At 61.9% G+C, this 24,004-nt stretch carries 20 protein-coding genes, 1 tRNA gene and 1 pseudogene; 13 read left to right on the forward strand and 9 right to left on the reverse strand.

Features of this window, described 5'->3' with window-relative positions; all coding sequences use genetic code 11:
- Nucleotides 1–1,154: 1,154 nt before the first annotated feature.
- Together DYI42_RS06895 and DYI42_RS06900 are read right to left on the reverse strand one after the other, a co-directional pair.
- Nucleotides 1,155–1,633, reverse strand: a pseudogene (locus DYI42_RS06895) (phage terminase small subunit P27 family).
- Nucleotides 1,630–2,913, reverse strand: a complete 1,284-nt coding sequence (locus DYI42_RS06900; RefSeq protein ID WP_213545200.1) for a site-specific DNA-methyltransferase — start codon at nt 2,911–2,913, stop codon at nt 1,630–1,632. Before DYI42_RS06900 ends, DYI42_RS06895 begins: the two are co-directional and overlap by 4 nt.
- 776 nt (nt 2,914–3,689) lie before the next feature.
- Here DYI42_RS06900 and DYI42_RS06905 point away from each other — a divergent pair.
- The 12 genes from DYI42_RS06905 (at nt 3,690) to DYI42_RS06960 (ending at nt 16,212) form a co-directional block, all read left to right on the forward strand.
- Nucleotides 3,690–4,355, forward strand: a complete 666-nt coding sequence (locus DYI42_RS06905) for a hypothetical protein (protein WP_213545201.1) — start codon at nt 3,690–3,692, stop codon at nt 4,353–4,355.
- 284 nt (nt 4,356–4,639) lie between these two features.
- Nucleotides 4,640–4,963 carry a helix-turn-helix domain-containing protein gene (locus DYI42_RS24205; RefSeq protein ID WP_244867656.1) on the forward strand — a complete coding sequence of 108 codons (324 nt, stop codon included), beginning with the start codon at nt 4,640–4,642 and terminating at the stop codon, nt 4,961–4,963.
- A gap of 202 nt (nt 4,964–5,165) precedes the next feature.
- Nucleotides 5,166–5,621 carry a DUF2924 domain-containing protein gene (locus tag DYI42_RS06915; RefSeq protein WP_213545202.1) on the forward strand — a complete coding sequence of 152 codons (456 nt, stop codon included), beginning with the start codon at nt 5,166–5,168 and terminating at the stop codon, nt 5,619–5,621.
- A complete protein-coding gene (locus tag DYI42_RS06920; protein WP_213545203.1) occupies nt 5,618–6,928 on the forward strand; it encodes a recombinase family protein in 1,311 nt (436 codons plus the stop codon). The genes DYI42_RS06915 and DYI42_RS06920 overlap by 4 nt, the downstream gene beginning before the upstream one ends.
- Before the next feature lie 77 nt (nt 6,929–7,005).
- Complete coding sequence (locus DYI42_RS06925) at nt 7,006–7,314, forward strand: hypothetical protein (protein WP_440870628.1); 309 nt, start codon at nt 7,006–7,008, stop codon at nt 7,312–7,314.
- A gap of 92 nt (nt 7,315–7,406) precedes the next feature.
- On the forward strand, nt 7,407–7,601 hold the full coding sequence (locus DYI42_RS06930; protein ID WP_213545205.1) for a type II toxin-antitoxin system Phd/YefM family antitoxin: 195 nt from the start codon (nt 7,407–7,409) through the stop codon (nt 7,599–7,601).
- 12 nt (nt 7,602–7,613) lie between these two features.
- Nucleotides 7,614–10,067 carry an N-6 DNA methylase gene (locus DYI42_RS06935; RefSeq protein WP_213545206.1) on the forward strand — a complete coding sequence of 818 codons (2,454 nt, stop codon included), beginning with the start codon at nt 7,614–7,616 and terminating at the stop codon, nt 10,065–10,067.
- A gap of 2 nt (nt 10,068–10,069) precedes the next feature.
- A complete protein-coding gene (locus DYI42_RS06940; protein ID WP_213545207.1) occupies nt 10,070–11,263 on the forward strand; it encodes a restriction endonuclease subunit S in 1,194 nt (397 codons plus the stop codon).
- Nucleotides 11,260–11,673, forward strand: a complete 414-nt coding sequence (locus DYI42_RS06945; RefSeq protein WP_213545208.1) for a hypothetical protein — start codon at nt 11,260–11,262, stop codon at nt 11,671–11,673. Before DYI42_RS06940 ends, DYI42_RS06945 begins: the two co-directional genes overlap by 4 nt.
- A gap of 8 nt (nt 11,674–11,681) precedes the next feature.
- Nucleotides 11,682–12,422: a hypothetical protein gene (locus DYI42_RS06950; protein WP_213545209.1), complete on the forward strand. Its 741-nt coding sequence runs from the start codon at nt 11,682–11,684 to the stop codon at nt 12,420–12,422.
- Nucleotides 12,423–12,428: 6 nt separating this feature from the next.
- Nucleotides 12,429–15,494, forward strand: coding sequence for a type I restriction endonuclease subunit R (locus DYI42_RS06955; RefSeq protein WP_213545210.1), 3,066 nt, complete (start codon nt 12,429–12,431; stop codon nt 15,492–15,494).
- The gene (locus DYI42_RS06960; RefSeq protein WP_213545211.1) at nt 15,484–16,212 is read left to right on the forward strand and encodes a M48 family metallopeptidase; all 729 of its coding nucleotides are present in this window, start codon (nt 15,484–15,486) and stop codon (nt 16,210–16,212) included. Before DYI42_RS06955 ends, DYI42_RS06960 begins: the two co-directional genes overlap by 11 nt.
- Before the next feature lie 332 nt (nt 16,213–16,544).
- On the opposite strand, the gene DYI42_RS06965 is transcribed toward DYI42_RS06960, so the two are convergent.
- A tRNA-Ser gene (locus DYI42_RS06965) sits at nt 16,545–16,634 on the reverse strand.
- Nucleotides 16,635–16,896: 262 nt separating this feature from the next.
- Here DYI42_RS06965 and DYI42_RS06970 point away from each other — a divergent pair.
- Nucleotides 16,897–17,853: an MBL fold metallo-hydrolase gene (locus DYI42_RS06970; protein WP_213545212.1), complete on the forward strand. Its 957-nt coding sequence runs from the start codon at nt 16,897–16,899 to the stop codon at nt 17,851–17,853.
- Between the two features lie 74 nt (nt 17,854–17,927).
- Here DYI42_RS06970 and DYI42_RS06975 read toward each other — a convergent pair whose 3' ends face one another.
- The 6 genes from DYI42_RS06975 to DYI42_RS07000 form a co-directional block, all read right to left on the reverse strand.
- Nucleotides 17,928–18,380 carry a hypothetical protein gene (locus DYI42_RS06975; protein WP_213545213.1) on the reverse strand — a complete coding sequence of 151 codons (453 nt, stop codon included), beginning with the start codon at nt 18,378–18,380 and terminating at the stop codon, nt 17,928–17,930.
- A 156-nt stretch (nt 18,381–18,536) separates the two neighbouring features.
- Nucleotides 18,537–18,875, reverse strand: coding sequence for a hypothetical protein (locus DYI42_RS06980; protein ID WP_213545214.1), 339 nt, complete (start codon nt 18,873–18,875; stop codon nt 18,537–18,539).
- A 49-nt stretch (nt 18,876–18,924) separates the two neighbouring features.
- Nucleotides 18,925–19,398 carry a hypothetical protein gene (locus tag DYI42_RS06985; RefSeq protein WP_213545215.1) on the reverse strand — a complete coding sequence of 158 codons (474 nt, stop codon included), beginning with the start codon at nt 19,396–19,398 and terminating at the stop codon, nt 18,925–18,927.
- 120 nt (nt 19,399–19,518) lie between these two features.
- A complete protein-coding gene (locus DYI42_RS06990; RefSeq protein ID WP_213545216.1) occupies nt 19,519–20,235 on the reverse strand; it encodes an alanyl-tRNA editing protein in 717 nt (238 codons plus the stop codon).
- Complete coding sequence (locus tag DYI42_RS06995) at nt 20,232–22,880, reverse strand: DUF3772 domain-containing protein (protein WP_213545217.1); 2,649 nt, start codon at nt 22,878–22,880, stop codon at nt 20,232–20,234. The genes DYI42_RS06990 and DYI42_RS06995 overlap by 4 nt, the downstream gene beginning before the upstream one ends.
- On the reverse strand, nt 22,877–23,914 hold the full coding sequence (locus DYI42_RS07000; protein WP_213545218.1) for a cysteine synthase A: 1,038 nt from the start codon (nt 23,912–23,914) through the stop codon (nt 22,877–22,879). The genes DYI42_RS06995 and DYI42_RS07000 overlap by 4 nt, the downstream gene beginning before the upstream one ends.
- Between the last annotated feature and the right edge of the window lie 90 nt (nt 23,915–24,004).

Genomic DNA, 24,004 nt, shown 5'->3' on the forward strand with positions numbered 1-24,004 from the left:
TCCCGAAAATCTCGGGATAAAAAAGGACCGCACCCCCGGCGCTGTCTACTGCTGCCCCGTCAAGCACCATCCGTTGGAATGGGGCCGGCTAAGTGGCCTCCAAAGCCGTGATCGCCCTGTGGCGCGCCATCCGCTAGGAAGTGCACGTCGTACGGTGTGGTGGATGCCCGGTTCACGCCACTGCCCCAGCCGATCATCTGGATCAAATAGTCAACGCAGACCGTTCGCCGCAGCAGTTCCACCCGCTCAAGCAGTATGCCGTTACGCCAGCGATAAGCTACGCCATGATGTTTGGAACCCCAGATCTAACGTCGCGCGCGCGTCGTCCTTCAATAGAATGTTTACTCAGGGGTGTGTTTCGGCTGGTGAGCCCTCGAGCAGAAGGCATAGGACGACCAGCCCCGGCGCTTGCCCGAGCCGGTCCCTGTGCCTTCCGCCGTGCGTTTCGGCCGGAGCCGCCCCGTCGCTTCAGGCCCCCGAGGTCGCTCAGACCCTCGCCCCGAGGTCAGCCGCTACTTGATGACGCCGGGTCTGGCGCCAGGGGACACGCTTCGGCCTTTCGGACTGCGCTTGGCATTTGTCCCCGCCCCGCGGTGTGCCGTTTCGGGATTGATGCCACGGTCATTTAAACCCTCCACCAATCTCGGCTGGCTCGCCAGAAAGGCGCAAGAGCCCCTTGTGCTGAACCAGCGCCACCAGAGTAGACCGGCTCTTAAGTATTTGTAATCATGTCAATTATAGACATCCCAAGCCAAATGACGACACTACTCCGCTAAGTCTTGTTTCGGATCCGCGCGTAAGGAGCGCACCAACGGCCGGGGAATCAGCTGCAGTGCGATAATCCAAGGAGCTCATGAGTAACATTCGAGGCAAAGAGGCACTCCAAGTAGCCGCCAAGTCGACATTGGCCTATGGCTTGGTCAAGACAACTGGCGAGACGAGCATCGAACGACCGCACTTTGAGGTAAGCTCGAAACTCGACGTTGCTTCTCGACCAGGGCCACCGAAGTTCTGGCGGGAAGAATAGGCGAAGTTGATGCTGCTATGAGTTGAGTGAGAGCCGGCCACGGAAGCATAAAATCTCGGCCAGCCAGGACATGCCAAACTCCCATTGGTCGGCCCCAATGCCCGACGGGGCAGAGCTCGAACCTTCATCACAAGAATTGTGCGAATGGATTGCTCTCTTCGGGGGCTTTCACTTCCAGGCGCGTGCGCGCCGAAGGTGTCATTCCGAACTCCGCCGCCAAGCGTGTCATGTCGTCAGCTGCACGGCGCGCGACCCCGACCAAGGGGTCTGTATCCAGTTGCCTTGCCGGGTCTTGATCAGGAGACCGTGGAAGGAAGTATCCTTGTTGGCAATTGCCATCAGCGCTTCATTGGCAGCCTTGAAGCGCGAGAATGCCACGCAATAGGCGGCGAGAACTGCCACATCGAGCTTGCTCACCAAGCCCAGCGCATCCAGTTCCCGAACCACACGTTGCCACTCCTTTTGACCAGCCTCATCCAGGTCGATGGGTGGCTTTGGCCGGCGTACTGGCTTCGGCTTGGGCTCGCTCATGTTGACCCGCCGTTTGCCGGGGTTGCCCTGTATGAGCTTGAGCGCCGACGGTTTCGGCTTTGGTCCGCGGGTCATGCGGTCTCCTCCTGCGCGGATTCCGCGGTATTGGCAGCACGCTCGCCGAACGTTTCATCGACGCCAGCGAGAATGGCAGCCTGACCGGTGAGCTTCTGCCACCGCATGATGGCCACATCTACATAGGCCGGGTTCAATTCCATGGCGAGGCACACCCGACCGGTAGTCTCGGCCGCAATGAGCGTTGTACCCGAGCCCAGAAACGGATCGTAGACGGCTTGCCCGGGGTTGGAGTTGTTCAGTATCGGCCGCCGCATGCATTCGACGGGTTTCTGGGTGCCGTGGACGGTCTCCGCGTCCTGGCCCGTATTCGAGATGTGCCAGAGTGTTGTCTGTTTGCGATCCCCAGACCAGTGCCCTTTGCCGTCACTGCGCACTGCATACCAGCAGGGCTCGTGTTGCCAGTGGTAATCGCCACGACTGAGAACGAGCCGGTCTTTGGCCCATATAACCTGTGCACGGATGCGGAACCCAGAAGTCACAAGGCTTTGAGCCACGCCTGCCGCATGAAGGGCGCCATGCCACACATAGGCGACGTCACCGGGAAAGAGGTCCCAGGCTTCCGTCCAATCCGCGCGATCGTCATTGAGCACCTTGCCGGTCCGCTTGGTTTTCGTGGCCCCTACCGCGTTGCGCCATGCAGGATCGTAGTTCACCCCGTAAGGTGGATCAGTGACCATCAGCAGCGGTTTGACACCATCGAAGAGCCGCTCGACATCCGCCTTGCGGGTGCTGTCGCCGCAAAGCAGTCGATGGTTGCCAAGAAGCCAGAGGTCCCCTGGCTGACTGACAGGTGTCTCGGGGACGTCGGGCACCTCGTCTTCACCCTCAGCCGCTCCTTCGCCGCGCAAGAGATCGTCGAGAAGCGCGTCCACTTCACCCTTTGAGAACCCAGTCAGATCCAGATCGAAGTCCTCAGCTATGAGATCGCTCAACTCGAGAGCCAGCATATTGCTGTCCCAGCCACCAGTCTCTGTCAGCTTGTTGTCCGCAATGACATACGCCCGCTTCTTGGCCTCGCTCCAGCCAACGGCAATGATGCAGGGCACATCCTGCAGCCCGAGTTTCTGAGCAGCCAGCACCCTCCCGTGCCCTGCGATGATCATTTTGCTCTCGTCGATCAGCACAGGGATGGTGAAGCCCCACTCTTCGATAGACGCCGCAATCTGGCCGATCTGTGCCTCGGGATGCAGCTTCGCGTTGCGCGCGTACGGAACCAATTCCCCGACAGCGACGAGCGCCACACTGGCGCCTGGCCAATTACCTTCTGCAGTCTTCATCTGCTCTTTGCCTTCCATTCGACCCCGGTTGGAAATTCGCGGGTATGAGAAACTGACCACCCGGCGCCGGTCCCTGGGTTCGGGGCCAGCGATACACACCCCCCTCCCCCATGCTGGACAGCATAGCGAACACCGCAAAGTATTGATATTACGTCATTTTACGAAAATAGGCGACATCTTGCTCGAACACGTATCTGTACAATTGACTGCCTCGGTCGATGGTTAGGACCGGAGGTCGTTCACTGTCTCGGATTGTCGCAATATAAGGCTTAGCCGGCACCCGCTCCTTCCCCCCAAGTGTAGGAAGGGTCTTCGCTGCAGCTCCGTATCCACGCGATGCCTGTTCTCGGTGGCCATCCGCTTCCCCTCGGGCTTTGCTCCCGACCCCTCACCGTCCTTGGCTCAGGTCCCCGAACAGTCACGCTGCCTGATTACAGCTTCACCCGCCGGTGGGTCTTGTTGTCGCGTATCTGGCAGGGACCAGAAGACGTCGTCACCTGCCGGGCCGGGTGATATCCCCGGAGCTCTCCACCTTTGGCACGGGAAGGTGGCCAACCGTGGCACATCGTCTTTTTGGGACCAAAAGTCCTGGCCGGCGAGCGATGTGCATAAACCGGGCGCGAGTCGCGCACATAAAGAGTGACACGCAAAAGGCGGCCCCAATAGACTGACATCATGCGACACATGCCGCCATCAGGTGCACTGATCCAGCCGGAGATACTGAATTTATGCCTAGAGCGCCCCACAAGAAGGGTGGAGCACATCCCGCGGAGGAGGTGACCCGCGACGCTATGCATGAGCATCGGAAGTCCTCGGTTTCTTACAACCCAAGGCTGACTGAAGAGGACCGAGAGAAATTGTATCAACTCCTGCGGCGCGCCAAAGCGGGCCAATCGCTTTCGTCCCAGGATCTGGAGGCAGAGGAAAACACCGATGACCATCTTTTTAGCATTCTGAAAGAAAAAGCTTCAAAGCAGCACTCCGACCAGATCGATCTCTTGACGAAACTGCGATGCGAGCTGACGGCATACCTTAGGTCAAAGGGATATCCGGATCCGTTTTCCCAAGTAATCACGGATGGCGATTGCTGGCGCCCTGTGCCCGATGATTGGCCGTGCATGTCCATTGAGGAGAGGCAGGATTCATGTCGCCCTGGTGAAAGTTTGACCGATGGATGGGCATTCATCATGCGGGTCGTCGAGCCACTCTCCGATATGCATTTCCAGGCGAAGATCGCATCAAAGATTGCGGCCTTGGACTCATTGTCCGGCCGCAATGAACGAGATGCATTGGTTAGGCTTGGGTACCTGCTGGGGCAGTTTAGCAGTCGCAGACACCTACCCAATGTCACTAGAGGCAAAACCATTCTTGATAAGGCAAGTGAAGGTGGACATGCCAAGGGATCGGCCATGGCTGAGCGGCAATGCCCAAATCCTGAGTGAGATGAGGAGACTACAACACGACGGGAAATCAATTCGCTCAGCCGCGAAGATCGCTAGCGATCGGGGATTCGGTACCTCTATGGAGGCGAACCGGAAGCTGTGGGCTCGCGCCACGAGGCCAACCAACCAAAGTTCGTGATGCCGATGGGTTCCAAAGCATATTCGGGCGTCTAGCCGAGACGCCGTAGCGTAGCACCTAAGTAAAGAAGGTCGGCGATGACTAAAGCTCGCCCACCTTCTAGGGTCTGTCCGGCACGCCATTCGACCGAGCCCTTTGTGGATGCTTGACAGCTGTTGATCGGCGCAAACCGAAAAGGCGTCACGCCAGGCAAAAAATGGGGACATTTGCCGCCAACGTCTCCGGAGCGGAGTGCACAATCAAAGCATCAACCGCTATCAAGGAAAGTATGATGCGTCGCTTGTCGCCATCCGAAGACAAATTTTTGACAGAAAAAGAGCTTGCTGATCGCTGGAAAGTCGATCGGCGGACGTTGCAGCGTTGGCGCGCTGCAGGGAAACTTCCGTTCCACCGCACGATTGGCGGCGGCGTCCGCTACGCGTTGAGCGATGTTTCGATGGCTGAAACATCGCGCCGCAGCGTAGACTAGTTGTGATCGGTCCGAACGCTCTCCCCCCAGACATGATGACCCCTGCCGAACGCCGCGCCGAACTCTGCCGGCTGCTGGCCCTCGGGCTGGTTCGTATTCACCTGCGTGTGAGCGACCAACTATCTGCCAAGGCTGGAGAATTTTCCCTACACAACCCGCCCGACCAGAGCGCTCATGCAACTCCAACGCAAAAGGAGACCGCATGACCACGCATGATCCCATCCCCGCGCGCCTGGCCGCGCTTAAGACCACCCCGACGCCCGAGCTGAAGACCCAGTGGCGTGAGCTCTTCGACAGCGAACCGCCACCCTTCAACCGCCGCTATCTGGAGAGTCGCCTCGCCTACCGCATCCAGGAACTGGCCTATGGCGGGCTGAAACCCGAGACCGCCCGTAGGCTGGAAAGGCTCGGTGAGGAGCTGGACGGAGGTGATCGCAAGAACAGCAAGCTGCGTGCCGACCGTGGCCGCCCGATCACGGGCACGCGGCTCCTGCGCGAGTGGCAGGGTGTCGAGCAAGTCGTGACCGTCACCGCCGACGGCTTCGAGTGGCACGGTCGGCCATACAAGTCGTTGTCCGCCATCGCGCGGGCCATTACCGGCACCCGCTGGAACGGCTGGGTGTTCTTTGGGCTCAAGAACCATCGGAGGGGCGCATGACAGAGAAAATCACCCGGAAGCTCCGCTGTGCGGTCTACACCCGGAAATCCTCCGAGGAAGGGCTGGAGCAGGAGTTCAACAGCCTTCACGCACAACGTGAGGCCTGCGAGGCCTTCATCGCAAGTCAGCGCTCCGAGGGCTGGGTGCTGGTCCGCGATCAGTATGACGACGGTGGTGTCTCAGGCGGAACGCTGGAGCGCCCTGCCCTGCAGCAGCTCGTGGCGGACATCGAGGACGGGCTGGTCGACGTGGTGGTGGTCTACAAGATCGACCGCCTCAGCCGGTCGCTCGCCGACTTCGCCAAGCTGGTCGAGGTCTTCGACCGCAACGGGGTGACGTTCGTGTCCGTCACGCAGTCGTTCAACACCACCACGTCCATGGGCAGGCTGACGCTGAACATCCTGCTCAGCTTCGCGCAGTTCGAGCGGGAGGTGACCGCCGAGCGCATCCGGGACAAGTTCGCGGCCTCTCGCAAGAAGGGCATGTGGATGGGTGGTGTGCCGCCCTACGGCTACCGGGTCGAGAACCGGAAGCTGGTGGTCGACGAAGAAACCGCTGCGCATGTGCGCTGGATCTTCGCCCGCTTCCTGGAGATCGGGTCGGGGACAGAGCTGGCGCGGGAGGTGGCGAAACGCGGCATTCGCACGCCCCGCGGCAACCGCATCGACAAGAAGTACCTCTACCGGCTGCTGAACAACCGCGCCTACATCGGCGAGGCGGTCCACAAGGGCGACAGCTACCCCGGCGAGCACGACGCGATCATCGACCGCGAGACGTGGGACCGTGTCCATGCGATCCTGCAGGAGAGCCCGCGCAAGCGCGCCGCGCGCACCCGCGCCGACACGCCCGCGCTGCTGAAGGGGCTGCTGTTCGGGCCCGATGGCGCTGCGTTCTCACCGACGCATACGCGCAAGGGCGACAGGCTGTACCGCTACTATGTCAGTCAGACCGTGCTGAAGCACGGTGCTGGTTCGTGTCCGGTCGGCCGCGTGCCTGCGGGCGAGATCGAGGGCGCCGTCATAGAGCAGCTCCGCGCCGTGTTCCGCCAGCCGGAGATTGTTGCGGGAACCTGGAAGGCGGCGCGTGCCTACGCCGAAGACATCTCCGAGGCCGACGCACGCGCGGCCTTGCAGCAGCTCGACCCGCTGTGGGACGAGCTGTTCCCCGTCGAACAGGCGCGCATCGTGGCGCTGCTAGTCGATCGCGTTGACATCGGCACGGACGGGCTGAACGTCCGGGTTCGCGTCGACGGGCTCGGCGGCCTCGCCCGCGAGATGCTGGCCGGTGGCATCGAGGCGGCAGCATGACCCGCGGGGCACCAATACCGGACACTCTGACGCTCCACGTGCCGTTCCGCATCGTGAAGCGCGGCGGGAGGAAGGAGATGCGGTTGCCCGAGCGCGCCACGCAACCGCGGCGGACGGACAACACGCTGGTCAAGGCGCTGGCCCGCGCGTTCCGTTGGAAGCGGATGCTGGAGTCTGGTGAGTACGCCACCATCGCCGAACTGGCCGAGCGGGAGTGCATGGCGCCGTCCTACATGACCCGCGTTCTGCGGCTCACGCTGCTCGCGCCCGACATCGTCGAGGCGATCCTGGACGGGAAGCAGGGCCCGGAGGTGACGCTGTCGCAATGTCTCGAGCCGCTTCCGCCCAGCTGGAGCGAACAGACAAGCGCCTTCCGTCACACCTGACCTCCTGACTTCCGACATCCCGGGCAGCAACTCCTATTGCTTCATTGGGCCAAATTGGCCAAAAATACACAAGGCCAAGGGCGGGGAGTGAGATGCAGACCCTGAGCGCGAAAGACGCGAAGTACGGCTTTGGCCGGCTGATTGATCTCGCCCGAGCTGAACCGGTGGCCGTGGCCAAGCATGGGCGGCAAGTCGTCGTAGTGATGGCGATAGAAGAATACGAGCGATTGAAGACTATCGAGGCAGGTCGGAATGCCCCACAGACTACGGATCGCATCAACGAATAGAACGAGGACCACGTGGCAGTCAAAAAGTCGGAAATTTACAGTTCTCTCTGGGCGAGCTGCGATGCGCTTCGGGGCGGAATGGATGCCTCGCAATACAAGGATTATGTCCTTGTATTGCTCTTCGTAAAGTACGTCTCCGACAAGTATTCCGGCGACCCGGATGGGCTGATCGAAATCCCCGAAGGCGGCAGTTTTGCGGACATGGTCGCGCTGCGCGGCAATAAGGACATCGGCGAGAAGATCAACATCATCATCGCCAACCTGGCCGAGGCGAACGACCTCAAGGGCGTGATCGACGTTGCCGACTTCAACGACCCGGAGAAGCTCGGCACCGGCAAAGAGATGGTTGATCGCCTCTCAAACCTTGTCGCGATCTTCAATCGCCCGGAGCTGGATTTTCGCAAGAACCGCGCCGATGGCGACGATATTCTGGGCGATGCCTACGAATACCTGATGCGCCATTTCGCCACCGAGTCGGGCAAGAGCAAGGGGCAGTTCTACACCCCGTCCGAGGTGTCGCGGATCATGGCCGAGGTGATCGGGATCGGTGCCGCGCGCAGCGCCGACCAGACTATCTACGATCCCACTTGCGGTTCCGGCTCACTGCTTTTGAAGGCGCATGACGAGGCGCCCTATGATCTTACCATCTATGGCCAAGAAAAGGACGTCGCCACCCGCGCGCTCGCGAAGATGAACATGGTCCTGCACGATTGTCCGACCGCGGAAATCTGGAAGGGCAACACGCTTTCATCCCCACACTTCCTGAATGCGGACGGCAGCCTGAAGACCTTCGACTACGTGGTCGCCAATCCGCCCTTCTCGGACAAGGCATGGTCGACCGGCGTGTTCGATGAGGGCAAGACCAACCTGACCTCCCGCTTCACGGTCGAAGGCGAGCGCCCGCCCGAGAAGAATGGCGATTTCGCCTATCTGCTCCACGTGATTGCCTCGCTGAAATCGACGGGCAAGGGTGCTGTCATTCTGCCCCACGGTGTTCTGTTCCGCGGCAACGCCGAGTCCACGCTGCGCCGCTGGATCGTCAAGCGCGGCTATATCAAGGGCATCATCGGCCTGCCGGCGAACCTGTTCTACGGCACCGGCATCCCTGCCTGCATCGTCGTGCTGGACAAGGAACACGCCCAGGCCCGCACCGGCATCTTCATGATCGACGCCTCCAAGGGCTTCGTGAAGGACGGCAACAAGAACCGCCTGCGCAGCCAGGACATCCACAAGATCGTCGACGCCTTTACCAAGCAGACGCAGATCGACAAATACTCGCGGATGGTCCCGCTGGCTGAAATCGAGAAGAACGACCTCAATCTCAACATCCCCCGCTACATCGATGCCTCGGAACCCGAGGACCTTCAGGATATCGAGGCGCATCTGAAGGGCGGCATCCCGGTGCGCGATGTCGATGCGCTGGAGGACTTCTGGCAGGTCGTGCCCGCCGTGCGCCACGACATCTTCGCGCCTGGCGAACGGCCCGGATACCTGACCCCGATGGTCGAGGCGGCTGAGGTCAAGCCCGCCATCCTGAACCATGCCGAGTTCGCCGCCTATGCCGATACCGTCACTGCGGTGTTAGACGCCTGGCGCGCGGCGCATATCGACCGGCTGCGGCGTATCGCAATCGGCGACAAGCCGAAGGACTTGATCCACGTGATCTCCGAGGATCTGCTGGACCGCTTCAAGCCCGTGCCGCTGATCGATGGCTATGACGTGTATCAGCATCTCATGACCTACTGGTCTGAGGTCATGCAGGACGATGTCTATATCCTCGTGCAGGATGCCTGGAAGGCCGGGCGTGTGATCCGCGAACTGGTCAAGAACGCCGAGGGCAAGTTCACCGAGACGCCCGACATCACGCTGGGCCGGCGGAAGCTTAAGGCCGAACTGATCCCGCCCGCGCTGATCGTGGCCCGGTTCTTCGCGGCCGAAAAGGCCGCTTTGGAGGCACTGGAAGCCAAGGCCGAGGAAGCAGCCCGCGCGATCGAGGAACTGGACGAGGAGCAGGGCGGCGAGGATGGGCTGCTGGCCGATGCCAAGACCGAAAAGGGCAAACTGACCGCGAAATCGGTGAAGGACCGGATCAAGGACATCCGCCACGACCGCGATGCGGCCGAGGAGATGGCCATGCTCGAGCAGGCGCTGCGGCTGATCGAGGCCGAGGCGTCCGCGGCCAAAGCGGTGAAGGAGGCGCAGGCGGCGCTGGATCAGGCCACGGTCAGGCACTACGCCAAGCTGACCGAGGATCAGGTGAAGGCACTGATCGTCGAGGACAAGTGGCTGGCGCGGATGCAGGGCGATGTGGCGGCCGAGGTCGATCGCGTCAGCCAGGCGCTGGCCGGGCGGGTGAAGCTTCTGACCGAACGCTATGCCGCGCCGTTGCCGGTGCTGGAGGATCGCGCGCAGGCGATGGGCGCAAAGGTGGCCGAACACCTGAAACGGATGGGGTTCGCCGCGTGACGATGCAGGAGAAGGTCAGCTCGGGTTTCAAACAGACAGAGATCGGCATGATCCCAGAGGATTGGGATTTGCTTCCGGCTGAAGAGATTTGTGAACTCGTTGTGGACTGTAAGAATAGAACTCCGCCAGTGGTTGAGGGTGGGGAGTACGCCGTAGCGCGCACACCAAATGTCAAAAACGGCGTATTCGTCTACGACGATCTGCGTTTCACAGACGCAGCGTCATTTGAGACTTGGACTGCCCGGGCCGTCCCAAAATTTGGCGATGTGCTCATAACTCGTGAGGCACCGCTCGGCGAAGTCTGTTTGGTGCCAAAAGGCCTGAAGCTTTGTCTCGGCCAAAGGATGATGATGTATCGTCCAGATCCGCGCAAAACAGTTTCAGATTATCTTCTTTGTGCATTGCTCTCCGAGCAGGTTCAGAAAAATCTCCGTGTCAAGATCGGCGGATCGACCGTTGGTCACGCTAAAGTTGATGATATTCGCTTTCTCAAGGTCCCTGTCCCGCCCACATTGGCAGAGCAGCGTGCTATAGCCGAGGCGCTCTCGGATGCGGATGCGCGGATTGCGGCGTTGGAAACGCTGATCGCCAAGAAGCGCGACCTCAAGCAGGCCGCCATGCAACAGCTCCTCACAGGAAAATCCCGACTACCGGGCTTCTCAGGCGGCTGGGGCGTGAAGCGGCTTGGGGAAATCGCTAGTATCTCCAAGGGTGTGCAGATGCACAGCAGCCAACTGCGGGAGGGCGGTGCCGTCCCCCACTACAATGGTGGCACGACGCCCTCTGGATACACAGACCTACCCAACACGCCGGCGGAAACTGTTGCAATCAGCGAAGGCGGAAACTCTTGCGGCTTCGTCCATTTTATCAGCACCCCGTTTTGGTGTGGTGGTCACTGCTATGCCTTGAGGCCAATCGGCGTTGGAAAGAAGTGGCTATATTTTGAGTTGAAACTTCGGCAGGCGGACATAATGGGGCTGCGTGTTGGGTCTGGGTTGCCAAACGTTCAGAAGAGCAGCCTGGCCAACTTGGAGGTTCAACATCCCAACGATACTGAGGAGCAAGCAGCCATTGCTGAAATCCTCTCCGACATGGACGCAGAACTCGCTGCGCTGGACGCCGAGGCCGAAAAAGCCCGCACCATCAAGCAGGGCATGATGCAAAACCTGCTGACCGGTAAGGTCCGGCTGGTATGAGCTTCGGGTGGGTCGTCGACGCGCTGGTTGTCTTCGGAGGTCTCTCCGGCTGGGCGGCCGCCTACTTCTCTTGGCGGGAGTGGCAGAACACGCGGAAGAAGATCGCCATGCTCACCGACGCGGGCGCGTCCGCTGAGGTTCTGCCAGCCTGGTACACATCCAGAATGATGTCCGATCATTGGACCTTCGGGCTGCTGACAGCGGCCGGACAGATGGTCGTAATCAAGCGGATTACGGCGCTTTCAGACGATGGGCGATGGATCGACGTCGAGCTTGCGGAAAACGAAGAACTCGACTGGTTGCCGAAGAACTATCCGGCTGATTTCATTTTCGCAGTCGGCCCCGAGAGGACATCGGCATCGCTTCAGATCTCCAAGATCGTTGCCGCGGTCGACTTGATGAATTCGTGAGGCGCTGAATGGTGAATAGCGACCATCACGAGCGCCTGTTCATCGGCTGGGATGTCGGTGGCTGGAACTGTGACAAGAATCCGAACAGCCGCGACGCGCTGGTTGTGCTGGATCACGCGGATCAGATCCTTGGTCAACCTTGGCGCGGCAATCTGCGCGCGACGATCAACAGCGCAACCACGCCCGCGGACTTCCTCGCCGCGCTGCTCGCGCTCTGCAAGCTGGGCAAGCCCGACCAGTCCTGGCACGCCACGCTCGCCATTGACGCGCCACTCGGTTTCCCAGAGGCCTTCGCCCGCATGATCGCGGGCGGCACCCCGGTCGATCAGATCGGTAGGTCGGCAGCGAACCCCTATCTTTTCCGCCACACCGAACGGCGCCTGGTGGCCGAAGGGGTCACGCCGCTGTCGGCGATCAAGGACATGATCGGCAGCCAGGCGACGAAGGCGATGCACGTGGTCGCCCGTTTTGCCCCACAACGCCTGTCGACCGGCGTCTGGACAGATGGCGCGCATCTGACCGTGATCGAAACCTATCCGTCGCTCTGCCGCGCCCGCCTCGGGCCGCAGGTTCATACTGAACCGATGCCGAAAACCGGTCGCGAGGCAGACATTCACGACGCCGATGTCTGCGCCCGCATCGCCCGAGACTTCCATCTGAACCGCGAGCGCCTTGAACCGCCGACCGATGACATACCGCACTCGGAAGGCTGGATCTGGGCCCCGCGCCGCGTATTTGTTGAGGCATAGTTCACGATGAGCACCGTTGGCCAGATCGAGAGAAGAACTCAGAAGCGCGTCGTCGACCTGTTACGGAACGCGTTGGACTATGAGTACCTGGGCAACTGGATCGATCGCGCCGAAAAGATCGGTCGCCCGAACCGCAACATTGAGGACGAGTATCTGCGCCCCTTCCTGGAAAGGCAGGGTTATCCCCCCGAACTGATCACCCGCGCGATCCAGCAGCTGACGAAGGTGGCCAGCGACCAGTCCCGCAGCCTCTACGACACCAACCGCGCGGTCTATGACCTGCTGCGATATGGGGTGAAGGTGAAGGCCGATGTGGGCGACCAGACCCGCACCGTCTGGCTGATCGATTGGGCGAAGCCTGAGGCCAACCATTTCGCCATCGCCGAAGAGGTCGCGGTGAAGCCCGCGGGCGACAAATCCTTCGGCAAGCGCCCGGACGTGGTGATTTATGTCAACGGGATCGCGCTGGGCGTGCTGGAACTGAAGCGCTCGACCGTATCGGTGTCCCAAGGCATCCGGCAGAGCCTCGACAACCAGAAACCGGTATTCATCCAGCCGTTCTTCACCACCATGCAGCTGATCATGGCGGGCAACGACACCGAGGGGCTGCGCTATGGCGTCATCGAGACGCCCGAGAAGTACTGGCTGACATGGAAAGAAGAAGGCGGGCCGGAAAACCCCCTGGACCGCGCGCTGGTCCAGATGTGTGCCAAGCCGCGGTTCCTTGAACTGATCCACGATTTTATGGTGTTCGACGCCGGCGTGAAAAAGACCTGCCGCCATAACCAGTATTTCGGTGTGCGCGCCGCGCAGGACCACATCGGCCGACGCGAAGGCGGGATCATCTGGCACACGCAAGGGTCGGGCAAGAGCTTGACGATGGTATGGCTGGCCAAATGGATACGCGAGAACGTGCCTGACAGCCGGGTGGTGGTGATCACCGATCGCACTGAGTTGGACGAGCAGATCGAGAAGGTCTTCAACGGGGTTAACGAGGAAATTCTACGCACGAAATCCGGCGCCGATCTGATCGCCCGACTGAACGACACGAACCCATGGCTGCTGTGCTCGCTGATCCACAAGTTCGGCGGCAAGGAGGACAGCGAGGCGGATGTCGAAGGCTACGTTGATGATTTGAAGAGCGCGCTGCCCAAGGATTTCCGGGCCAAGGGCGACATCTTCGTCTTCGTTGACGAGTGCCACCGCACGCAAAGCGGCGATCTCCACAAGGCGATGAAGGCGATTCTGCCCAGCGCGATGTTCATTGGCTTCACCGGCACGCCGCTGCTGAAGGCCGACAAGCAGACCAGCCTCGAAGTGTTCGGCCCATATATCCATACCTACAAGTTCGACGAGGCAGTGTCGGACGGTGTGGTCTTGGACCTGCGCTATGAGGCCCGGGATATCGATCAAAACATCACGTCGCAGGCGAAGATCGACAAATGGTTCGAGGCCAAGACCAAGGGCCTGACCGATATGGCCAAGGCGCAGCTAAAAAAGCGCTGGGGCACGTTGCAGAAGGTGCTGTCCAGCCAGTCGCTGCTGGAAAAGATCGTGGCCGATATCCTGATGGACATGGAGACCCGGGACCGGCTTCAAAGCGGCCGCGGCAACGCCATGCTCGTGTCGTCGAGCATCTATCAGGCGTGCAAGTTCTTTGAGCTGTTCGACAAGACCGATCTGGCGGGCAAGTGCGCGATCGTCACCTCCTACAAACCGTCGCCGAACGACATAAAGGGCGAGGAAAGCGGCGAGGGGCTGACGGAACGCCTGGGACAATACGATATCTACAACAAGATGCTGGGGGGAAAGGAGCCCGAGGCATTCGAGAAGGAGGCGAAGCGGAAGTTCATCGATGAGCCAGGGCAGATGAAACTGCTGATCGTCGTGGACAAGCTGCTGACCGGCTTTGACGCACCCTCGGCCACGTATCTTTACATCGACAAGAAGATGCAGGACCACGGCCTGTTCCAGGCGATCTGCCGGGTGAACCGGCTGGACGGGGACGACAAGGAATACGGCTACATCATCGACTACAAGGACCTGTTCAAGAGCCTTGAGACCTCGATCAAAGACTACACGGCCGAGGTTTTCGATGGTTATGACAAGGCGGATGTAGCGGGCCTGCTTTCGGATCGGCTTGAAAAGGCGCGCGAGAGGCTGGACGAGGCCTTGGAAGCTGTCCGGGCTCTCTGTGAACCGGTCGGGCCGCCTCGCGATACCCTCGCCTACCAGCGCTTCTTCTGTGCAAAGGACACGGCCGACAAGGAGGCGCTGAAGGAGAATGAGCCGAAGCGGCTAACCCTCTATCGGCTGGTGGCCTCGTTGTTGCGCGCCTACGCCGATGTGGCAAACGAGATGAGCGAGGCCGGCTACTCCGAGGTCGAGGTCGCCAGTATCAAGGCGGATGTCGATCACTTCGAGAAGGTGCGGAATGAGGTGAAGCTGTCGAGCGGTGACTATATCGATCTGAAGATGTACGAGCCGGCGATGCGGCACCTGATCGACACCTATATCCGCGCCGAAGAAAGCGAAGTGATCTCGGCCTTTGACGATGTTTCGCTGATCCAGCTTATAGTTGAGAGGGGGGCGGATGCGGTCAACGCCTTGCCCCAGGGCATTCGTCAGAGCAAAGAAGCCGTGGCGGAGACGATCGAGAACAACGTCCGGAAGCTGATCATCGACGAGACGCCGATTAATCCGAAGTACTATGAGAAGATGTCCGAACTGCTGGACGCCCTAATCGAGCAGCGCAAGCGCGAGGCGCTGAGTTATCAGGAGTATCTCGCTCAGATAGTCGAGCTTACGAAAAAGGCCCAGGGCGCCGAAACGACCGCCTCGTATTCAGCCGAGCTGAATTCGAAGGCGAAGCGCGCGCTTTTCGACAATCTCGATGGGGACGAGGCCCTGGCTTTGGCGATCGACGAAGAAATCCGCCTCACCAAAAAGGACTCGTGGCGGGGCAACAAGTTCAAGGAAAAGGAGGTTCGGAACGCGATCAAGAAGCACGTCGCTGACCCTGGGCAGCTCGACGTAATCTTTGAACTGGTGTGGAACCAGGATGAGTACTGATGCCGCCCAGCTGACCGTTGGAGGCTTAGAGGTAGAGGTGGTTCGCAAGCCGATCAAGAACTTGCACCTCGGTGTCTACCCGCCTAATGGACGTGTCCGCGTTGCAGCGCCGCTAGAGATGGGTGACGAGGCCGTGCGGCTCGCTGTTGTCTCCCGCCTTGCCTGGATCAAGCGCCAGCAGGCCAAGTTCGCGGCGCAGCCGCGCCAATCCGAGCGACGCTACGTATCCGGGGAAACCCACTTCTTCCTAGGCCAACGGTATCGACTGAACCTGATCGAGGGGGCCAGATCAGGGCAGGTTCGGGTTCGCAACAGCAAGACAATCGATCTCCATGTGCGCGATGACAGCGATCTGGACATTCGAGAACGGGTGTTCCTCGATTGGTACCGGCGAGAGCTTCGTGCGCGAGCGAGACCCCTAATGGAGCGCTGCGCGGTGGAATACGGTATCGCAACGCCGAACTGGGGCATCAAGCGGATGAAGACCAAATGGGGCACCTGCAATATCGAAGCACGTCGAGTCTGGTTGAACCTCGAACTGATCAAGAAGCCGCCGCAGTGTCTTGAATATGTGATCGTCCATGAGCTGGCGCACTTCTTTGAGCGCAACCACACAGAGCAGTTCGTGGCCCTTCTGGACCGGATGCTTCCGAATTGGCGGATCGTTCGTGATGAGCTCAACGCCGAGCCCTTGGCGCATGATGATTGGAGCACATAGCATTTGTGCCGCAGTCCGAGCGTCGCTCTGCTGGCATGCATCCCAGAACGCAGGATATCGGCATTTACGTTTTCGATCCCGGTCCCGTCTGCCCAACGCCCCTGGCATCGAAGTGCTCAGCCTCAGACTCTAGAAATCCTCACAGTTTCAGAAGCTTGCAAGCTATTCACCAAATCGGCGCAGGCAACAGGTCCAGAGAATATCGGCCCTGAGAGACCGCTTCCGGGCCTCCTGGCGCGGGGGCCAGTGCTCAACCCCTCCCGCATAACCCTCGAAAACAACGGAAAAATCCGGCCGCAGCCGGATCGGGAGAACGCTTTCGCGAGGGCAAGTGGCGGAGAGACAGGGATTCGAACCCTGGAGACGGTTTCCCGCCTACACACTTTCCAGGCGTGCGCCTTCGACCACTCGGCCACCTCTCCGGCCCGCGTCTCTTAAACGAAGCCGCCGGGTTTGTGCAAGGGGGTGCGAGGGTGGTTTTGACGAAACCGGGGGCCTGCGTTTTCGATGCGTCGTTGGGCACCTCGACTGTCGGTTTCGCCCAGCACGCCTCTCGCCCCGGGCCTTACGCACCACGTAACGCCCGCGGCCATGCTGAACCAACGCGAAAACCTGCGCATCGGCTCGCCTCTTGCGGGGCTCGCCCTATCTCAGATGTCATCTGACACCTGAGGGAGCCCCATCATGGATCGCCGTAGATTTCTCGCCACCTCCACCTTCGCTGCCCTCGGGGCCACCACAGGGCTGCGCTTCTCGCCTGTCATGGCACAGGATGGCAGCCCCATGGGCGTGGCCGCAGCCCGCAGCTTCCCGATCGGCGGCGCGACCGTGACGGCCCTCAGCGATGGCTTCCTGCCGATCACACCCGAGGCGCTCATCGGGGTCACGCCGGAGGAGTTTGCCTCTCTCCTCGAAGCCGCCCACCTGCCCGGCGAGGCGCATCCGACCGGGGTGAACGCCTATCTGGTTGAGGCCGGTGGCACCCGGGTGCTGATCGACACGGGCACAGGCACCGCCATGGGCCCGGGGCTGGGGCAGCTTGCCGCCAACATGGCGGCGCTGGGGATCGACCCCGCCAGCATCGAAACCATTGTGGCCACCCACCTGCACCCCGATCACGTCGGCGGCGCGCTGACCGACGCGGGCAACCCCTTCTCCAAGGCCGGGCTGAAGGTGCATGCGGCCGATCTCGATTTCTGGACCGGCGGGGAGGTGCGCAAGCAGGCCCCGGCCGAGGCGCAGGGCTTCTTCGACATCGCCGAAAACGCTGTGGCGGGCTTCGGCGAGCGTGTCGAAACCTTCGAAGACGGGGCCGATCTTGGCCACGGGATGACGGCGATGCACCTGCCCGGCCACACCGTGGGCCACTCCGGTGTAATGCTGGAGAGCGAGGGTGATGCGCTGCTGATCTGGGGCGATATCGTGCATGTGCCCCCGGTCCAGTTCGCCATGCCAGAGGTCACCATCGGGTTTGACACCGACCAGCCCCAGGCCGCTGCAACCCGCGCCGCCCTGCTCGACCAGGTCGCCACCGATGGCACCCGGGTGGCAGGCATGCACATCGGCTTCCCGGGCATCGGCTGGGTGGAGAAGCGCAGCGAGGGCTATGGCTTCACGCCGGCCCCCTTCCCCTACGGATAGTCAAATGTCATAGCGGAATGGCCTCCGGTGCGCGCCTAGCCTGCGCGCCCGGAGCGCCGCCTGCCCGGGCGCCATCAGGGGTGTTCGTGCAGCACGCGCCCGAAAACGCGATATTCAAACTCGGCGCCGATATCCGCCGGCCCCGAGCGCCCATGAAAGCTGCCGTTGTTCTTGAGGTCAGCCCAATGCACCATCTCATGCAGGGCGGTCTGCTCGATCAGGGCCGAAAGATGCAGGCTGTCCCGATGCATCGGCGAGAGAGCCTGTAGCTTTTCGCAAAGGTCTCGGGCGATCCACACCCTTTCCGGCTCATCACGGTTGGTCTCGCCATAATCCGCCATCGGCTTGCAGTCGATGATGGGCAGAGTGCCATCGCGAAAGCATGCCGCCGAGCGGATCTCATCAAGTTCTGAAAGTGCGCTGAACATCTCAACCACCTTCTGCCTCTGGCCCTGCCGCGGGATGGTGAATGCGAGCAGCCTGTCCACGCGCGGAAAATCCGCCTTTATCTTCGGTCCGATTCTCATAGCAAAATGCCTTTTTAGAAATCTGACGCGGTGGCTTGAGCAGATTAGCACATCTGCGAATATCCCACGCGCGCAAGAGGCCGCGGGTCGCCGCATGCGCTGTTTCCTGCCGCCCGGTCCGCAACAAAGCCGCCGCCTTGAAGGGCGCGGGCCGCGTCAGCTTTCCGATGCCTCCACATCGACAAGCCGGCCCTCTGCGTCAATCTCGGCGCTGCCCGACAGGTTGGCGGGCGGATATGTGAAATCAAGGCGCAGGTGCCCGCCACTCCGGGGGATAACCCGCGTGATGTGAAAGGCCTCTTCCGCCGTTTCGGCGTCCACAGGGCCTGTGACAACCAGTTCGGTGCCACCTGCACTCCCGTGGCCCGAGACAACGCCCGCCTCGGGGTTCACCGCGACACGCAGGCGCTTCAGGCCCGCGAGATGGCGGGCAAGATCGGGATGGGTCAGCAGGGCTTCCACGAGCGTAACGCTCAGGGCTGTGTTCTGAGACATGTGGGCTCCTTTCAGCGGCAACGCTCAACTTGCGCCGCGCGTTCCGCAGTCAGATGCCCGGAATGCCATATGCCCATTTCTCGAATGCCCAACCCGCCTCGAACCGTTTGCCCTTTTTCGCCAACCAGTCCGGCGCGCCGTAGCGCACATGCGCCCAATGCACCATTTCATGAAGGATCGTGCGTTCCAGCGTGCCTGTCGCGCTCTTTCCACCGTTGCGCTGGAGCTTGCGCTCTGCCTTCCGGAGGACGTGCTCGCTCACATGAATGGCTTCCAGGATGAATGGCGATGTCCACCCGAATTCCTTCTTGTCGTCGTCGGGCCAGACCCCGTTGGGATAGCGCCGCACCTCCGGCAGCGAGCCCGGTGAGAGGCATTTCGCCGCGAAGCCAGGAGTCAGGCCGGAAAAGCGCACATAGGCGTCAAAAACTCGTGTGTCCGATTTCACTGCATTGATGCCCATTGGCATCCATTCCGCCACCGCAGGGTAGGTTCGGATCAGATCGTAGCTCGGCTTGACCATGGGCGGGCTTCCTCGCTCAAGGCGGCGATCATGCCGCAGAACGAAACCAGCTTAGCACCGGGTCGCCATCTCGCAACGTGAAGAAAGCCGTCATCGCGCCCTTAGGCAACCCCTACGGGATCATACGAAGGTGATGTTCACCCGACGGTTTTCCCGGCCCTTCTTTTCCAGCTTGCCGAGCTTCAGCGCCCCGATTTCGCCCAGCCGGGCCACGTGAGTGCCGCCGCAGGGCTGAAGGTCCACCTGGGTCTCACCTTCGCCAATCCGCACCAGCCGTACCTTGCCCGAGTCACGCGGCGGGGCGACAGACATGGTCTTCACGAGGCCCGGGCTGGCGTCCAGCTCCTGTTCGGTGATCCAGTCTTCGCTCACCGGCAGATCGCGCCCCACCAGATCATTCAGCGCCTTCTCCACGGCATCGCGATCTTCGATGGGCTCTTCCATCTTGAAATCCAGCCGCCCCTTCTCGGCCCCGATGCTGCCGCCCGTTACCGGAAAGGGCAGGACGACCGACAGCAGGTGCAGCGCGGTGTGGATCTTCATGTGCGCATAGCGGCGCTCCCAGTCGAGCGATTGGCGCAGCTCGCAGCCCACCTCGGGCAGCGGGCCGGGCCCGGCGGGCACCAGCACCACATGGTCCCCCTCGCCTTTTACCGCCGTGGCGATCTCCAACTGGCCGCCCTCCCAGTGCAGCATCCCCGCGTCACCGGGCTGCCCTCCGCCGGTGGGATAGAAGATGGTGGCATCCAGCACCACGCCACCTTCCGAGGTCTGCGCGATGACGGTGCCCTTGGCATCGCGCATGTAGGGATCGTCCCGGTAAAGATGCAGGGTCATCTGTCGCCTCCTCCGCCGCCGCCACCGTCGCCATCCGCGCCGTCCACGTCATCTTTCGTCAGCCCGACGCGAGCCGCGGCGCGGGACGGGCTTTCGGGCGTCTCTGGTGGCTTGGCTTCGGTGCCCGGCACCACCGGCTCGGCCTCCACCGTCGCGCCGCCTTCGCGCGCGCCGCGAATGGCGTCGCCCAGCGCTTCGGGGTTGCGCAACCACAGGTCACGCTGCGCGAAGGGAATCTCGATGCCCTCTTCGGCAAAGCGCTCGGCGACGCGGTGGCGAATTTCCGTCTGCACGTCGATGATCGAGAAGACATCGCGCAGGATCACCCGGATCTCGAAGTCGAGGCTGTCGGCCCCGAACCCGGTGAACACCACCTGCGGCGGCGGGTTTAGGATGACGATCGGGTGCTCTTCGGCCACGCTCTGAAGCACCTCGGCCACGCGGCGCGTGTCGGAGCCATAGGCCACGCCCACCGGCACGATCAGGCGGCCGGACATGTTGGTTTTGGTGTAGTTCGTCACCTGCCCGCTGATGAGGTCCGCGTTGGGCACGATCACATCGGTCCTGTCGAAGGTCTCGATCCGGGTCGAGCGAACCGAAATCTTCTTCACGATCCCCATCACCCCGCCCGAGCTGATCCAGTCGCCCTCGGAGATAGGCCGCTCGATCAGCAGGATGATCCCCGAGACGAAGTTGCTGACGATGGTCTGGAGGCCAAAGCCGATCCCGACCGAGAGCGCACCGGCGACGATGGCGAGCGACGACAGGTCGATCCCCGCCGCGGTGATTGCCACCACGGCCGCCAGGAATATGCCGATATAGCTGACGCCCGAGAGGATCGCCGTCTGCCCGCCGGTGTCGATCTTCGTCTTGGGGAGCACCGAGGTGCGCAACGCCCCCTGGAGCAGGCGGGTGAGCATGAAGCCCAGCACGAAAACCACGGCAAAGAGCAGAAAGTTCGACGGGCTGATGGTGCTCTCGCCAATGGTGAACCCGGCCATGAAACGCCCCCAGAGCTCCGTCAGGTCGGCCACGCGGGCGCCCCAGATGAGCGCGAGGATCGGCAGCGCCAGCAGCATGATGACGAAGGAGAGCAGCACCGCCACCAGCCCATCGGTGCCATCGGCCTGACGACCGAAGAAGAGCGCATAGAGATGCGAGAAGAAGCGCTGCAAGAGCGAAACGACCGCCAGGACCGCCAGGGTCGAGAGCGGCGCCGATACGAGATAATCCGCCGCCTTCAGGTAGCCCAGCGCCGCCATCACCGGCCCGGCCAGCGCCAGCAGAATCGCCGCGCGGCCAAGCAGGTGGACGACCCGGGCGCGAAAGCCCTTGGACGTCGCATCATCTATCTCCGCCGCCTCTTCGCCGTTGCCACGGCCATGCGCCACCAGCAATTGCCCCAGCCGGAACAGCGCCAGCGCGCCCAGCAAGACAGCCGGCACGTTGAGGAAGGTGGCCGCTTCTTCGCTGATCCCCGAGAAGGCGGTGAGCGAGAAGAGCAGCGCACTCAGCGCACCTGACACACCGGCCAGCGTGGCCCAAAGGCGCCCCGCGCGCCGCTGCGCCTCGTCATGCTCCAGCGGCGGCGGCAGGATCTCCATCTTCGGGAAGCTGTGAAAGCCAAGCCAGCGCGCGCCGAAAATAAGGATGCCCATCACCGGAATGGTTTGCAGGATCCTGTCGGTCAACAGCCCGCCGATGCCGGTAATCGTCAGGCCCAGGACAATCAGCACAAGGCCCAGCTGTGGCAGCAGGAGCTGGCCGACAGAGACGAGCATGGCAAAGGTCATCGTGCGCTGTTGGCGATTCTTTCGGGTGAGCAGCCGTTGCGAGAGCGCCATGCTCCAGCCGCGACCCTTGATCACCAGGATGAGCCCGATCAGGGCGACGATGATCGCAGGTGCCGCGTTCTTGCGCAGCGCCGCCTGTTGAATCTCGTTTTCCCAACTGCTGAGCAGGTTTGCTTCAAGCGTGCCGAGCACGCTCAGCAATTCGCCCATCGGCTCGACCCAATTGCCCGGGATCAGCGGGCTCGGGCCCACGTCGAGCAACTCCCGCGTCTGACGCTCGCGCAACACAGCGTCGACCTCGCCAATCAGCCCGTCGGCCCGGATATAGGCTTCCTCGGCGGCACGGATCGGCACGAGAAAACGGGACAGCTGAGAGTTCAGCTCCGACCGGCGCTCTGCCAGTTCGGCGGCTTCCTCCTCGCCCTCAGCAGGCGCCGGACCAAGCGCCTCGATCTGGCGGCGCAAAATGTCGATCCGGCTGGAATTGGCCGATTGCGCCTCCAGAAACTCCGCCCGCCATTCCGTCAGGCGGTCGCGCAGCTGTTCAAGCGCGACAGAAGAGGCACCCCCTCCGTCGAGCACATCCTCGGCCTGGTTGGCGACGCGCTCCCACGCCTCGTAATCGGGCCCGCCTTCGATACTGAGAGAGGCGGTCTCCAAAGCATCGGTGACCGGCGGCACAACCTGCTCGTCCTCGCTCACCGGCTCCACGTTCGCGGCGCTGCCGCCCGCCGCACCGGTGCCGTTGACGATGTCTTCAGCGAGAGATTGCGCCGAGAGCCCGCCCGGCCCGGCGATGGCAAGGCTGGCCAGCAGCAGCCCGATCTGGAGAAAGCGCCCGATCACTTTCATGCCTCGACCGTGACATCCGGCATGTCATCGCGGGTGCCACGGGTCAGAAACCCCGGCACCGGCAGTTCCTTCTCGCGCAGGAACTCGGGATTGAAGAGTTTCGACTGATAGCGCGTGCCGTAGTCGCACAGCACGGTCACAATGGTATGCCCCGGCCCCATCTCCTTCGCCATCCGCGCCGCGCCCGCGATGTTGATCGCCGATGAGCCGCCAAGGCACAGGCCCTCCTCTTCCAACAGGTCGAAGACGTAAGGCAGCGCCTCGTCATCGGGGATCTGGTAGGCCATGTCCGGGGTGAAGCCTTCGAGGTTGGCGGTGATACGCCCCTGCCCGATCCCCTCGGCGATCGAGCTGCCCTCGGATTTGTGCTCACCGTGGGTGTAGAAGTTGTAAAGCGTCGCGCCCATCGGGTCGGCCAGGCCAACCTTCACGCCCTTGGGCTGCAGCGCCATGCCCACGCCCGCCAGCGTGCCGCCCGAGCCCACCGCGCAGATGAACCCGTCCACCTTGCCCTCGGTCTGTGCCCAGATCTCGGGGCCGGTGGTCTCGATATGGGCCTGCCGGTTGGCCACATTGTCGAACTGGTTGGCCCAGATAGCGCCGTTGGGCTCGCTTTGCGCCAGCCGCTCGGCAAGGCGGCCCGAGTAACGGACATAGTTGTTCGGGTTGCGGTAAGGGTTGGCATCCACCTCCACCAACTCGGCACCGGCAAGGCGGATCATGTCCTTCTTTTCCTGGCTCTGGGTGCGCGGGATCACGATGACGGTCTTGAAGCCCATCGAGGCGCCCACCAGCGCCAGCCCGATCCCGGTGTTGCCCGCCGTGCCCTCCACGATCGTGCCGCCGGGGCGCAACATGCCCTTCTCCACCGCATCCTTGATGATATAGAGCGCTGCCCGGTCCTTCACCGACTGGCCCGGGTTCAGGAACTCGCATTTGCCGAGAATTTCGCAGCCCGTGGCCTCGCTCACCTTGTTGAGCCGGATCAGCGGGGTGTTGCCCACGGCGGCGGCAAGATCGGGTTTGATATCCATAGCAGGCGTCCTTCCTTTGGCCCCTCTGCGGGCACTTTCCCACTTGATAGGCCCCCGGCCCGCAAGGTCAACAGCGGTCGGGGTGGAGGC

It is taken from the genome of Vannielia litorea, assembly GCF_018424695.1.
GTDB lineage: Bacteria > Pseudomonadota > Alphaproteobacteria > Rhodobacterales > Rhodobacteraceae > Vannielia > Vannielia litorea_A.

Excerpts from the sequence above, each read along its gene's own strand:
- DYI42_RS06900 (WP_213545200.1), bottom strand. The coding sequence starts at position 2,913 with ATGAAGACTGCAGAAGGTAATTGGCCAGGCGCCAGTGTGGCGCTCGTC.
- DYI42_RS06915 (WP_213545202.1), top strand. The coding sequence starts at position 5,166 with ATGACCACGCATGATCCCATCCCCGCGCGCCTGGCCGCGCTTAAGACC.
- DYI42_RS06920 (WP_213545203.1), top strand. The coding sequence starts at position 5,618 with ATGACAGAGAAAATCACCCGGAAGCTCCGCTGTGCGGTCTACACCCGG.
- DYI42_RS06925 (WP_440870628.1), top strand. The coding sequence starts at position 7,006 with ATGCGGTTGCCCGAGCGCGCCACGCAACCGCGGCGGACGGACAACACG.
- DYI42_RS06930 (WP_213545205.1), top strand. The coding sequence starts at position 7,407 with ATGCAGACCCTGAGCGCGAAAGACGCGAAGTACGGCTTTGGCCGGCTG.
- DYI42_RS06940 (WP_213545207.1), top strand. The coding sequence starts at position 10,070 with ATGCAGGAGAAGGTCAGCTCGGGTTTCAAACAGACAGAGATCGGCATG.
- DYI42_RS06945 (WP_213545208.1), top strand. The coding sequence starts at position 11,260 with ATGAGCTTCGGGTGGGTCGTCGACGCGCTGGTTGTCTTCGGAGGTCTC.
- DYI42_RS06950 (WP_213545209.1), top strand. The coding sequence starts at position 11,682 with ATGGTGAATAGCGACCATCACGAGCGCCTGTTCATCGGCTGGGATGTC.
- DYI42_RS06955 (WP_213545210.1), top strand. The coding sequence starts at position 12,429 with ATGAGCACCGTTGGCCAGATCGAGAGAAGAACTCAGAAGCGCGTCGTC.
- DYI42_RS06960 (WP_213545211.1), top strand. The coding sequence starts at position 15,484 with ATGAGTACTGATGCCGCCCAGCTGACCGTTGGAGGCTTAGAGGTAGAG.
- DYI42_RS06970 (WP_213545212.1), top strand. The coding sequence starts at position 16,897 with ATGGATCGCCGTAGATTTCTCGCCACCTCCACCTTCGCTGCCCTCGGG.
- DYI42_RS06975 (WP_213545213.1), bottom strand. The coding sequence starts at position 18,380 with ATGAGAATCGGACCGAAGATAAAGGCGGATTTTCCGCGCGTGGACAGG.
- DYI42_RS06980 (WP_213545214.1), bottom strand. The coding sequence starts at position 18,875 with ATGTCTCAGAACACAGCCCTGAGCGTTACGCTCGTGGAAGCCCTGCTG.
- DYI42_RS06985 (WP_213545215.1), bottom strand. The coding sequence starts at position 19,398 with ATGGTCAAGCCGAGCTACGATCTGATCCGAACCTACCCTGCGGTGGCG.
- DYI42_RS06990 (WP_213545216.1), bottom strand. The coding sequence starts at position 20,235 with ATGACCCTGCATCTTTACCGGGACGATCCCTACATGCGCGATGCCAAG.
- DYI42_RS06995 (WP_213545217.1), bottom strand. The coding sequence starts at position 22,880 with ATGAAAGTGATCGGGCGCTTTCTCCAGATCGGGCTGCTGCTGGCCAGC.
- DYI42_RS07000 (WP_213545218.1), bottom strand. The coding sequence starts at position 23,914 with ATGGATATCAAACCCGATCTTGCCGCCGCCGTGGGCAACACCCCGCTG.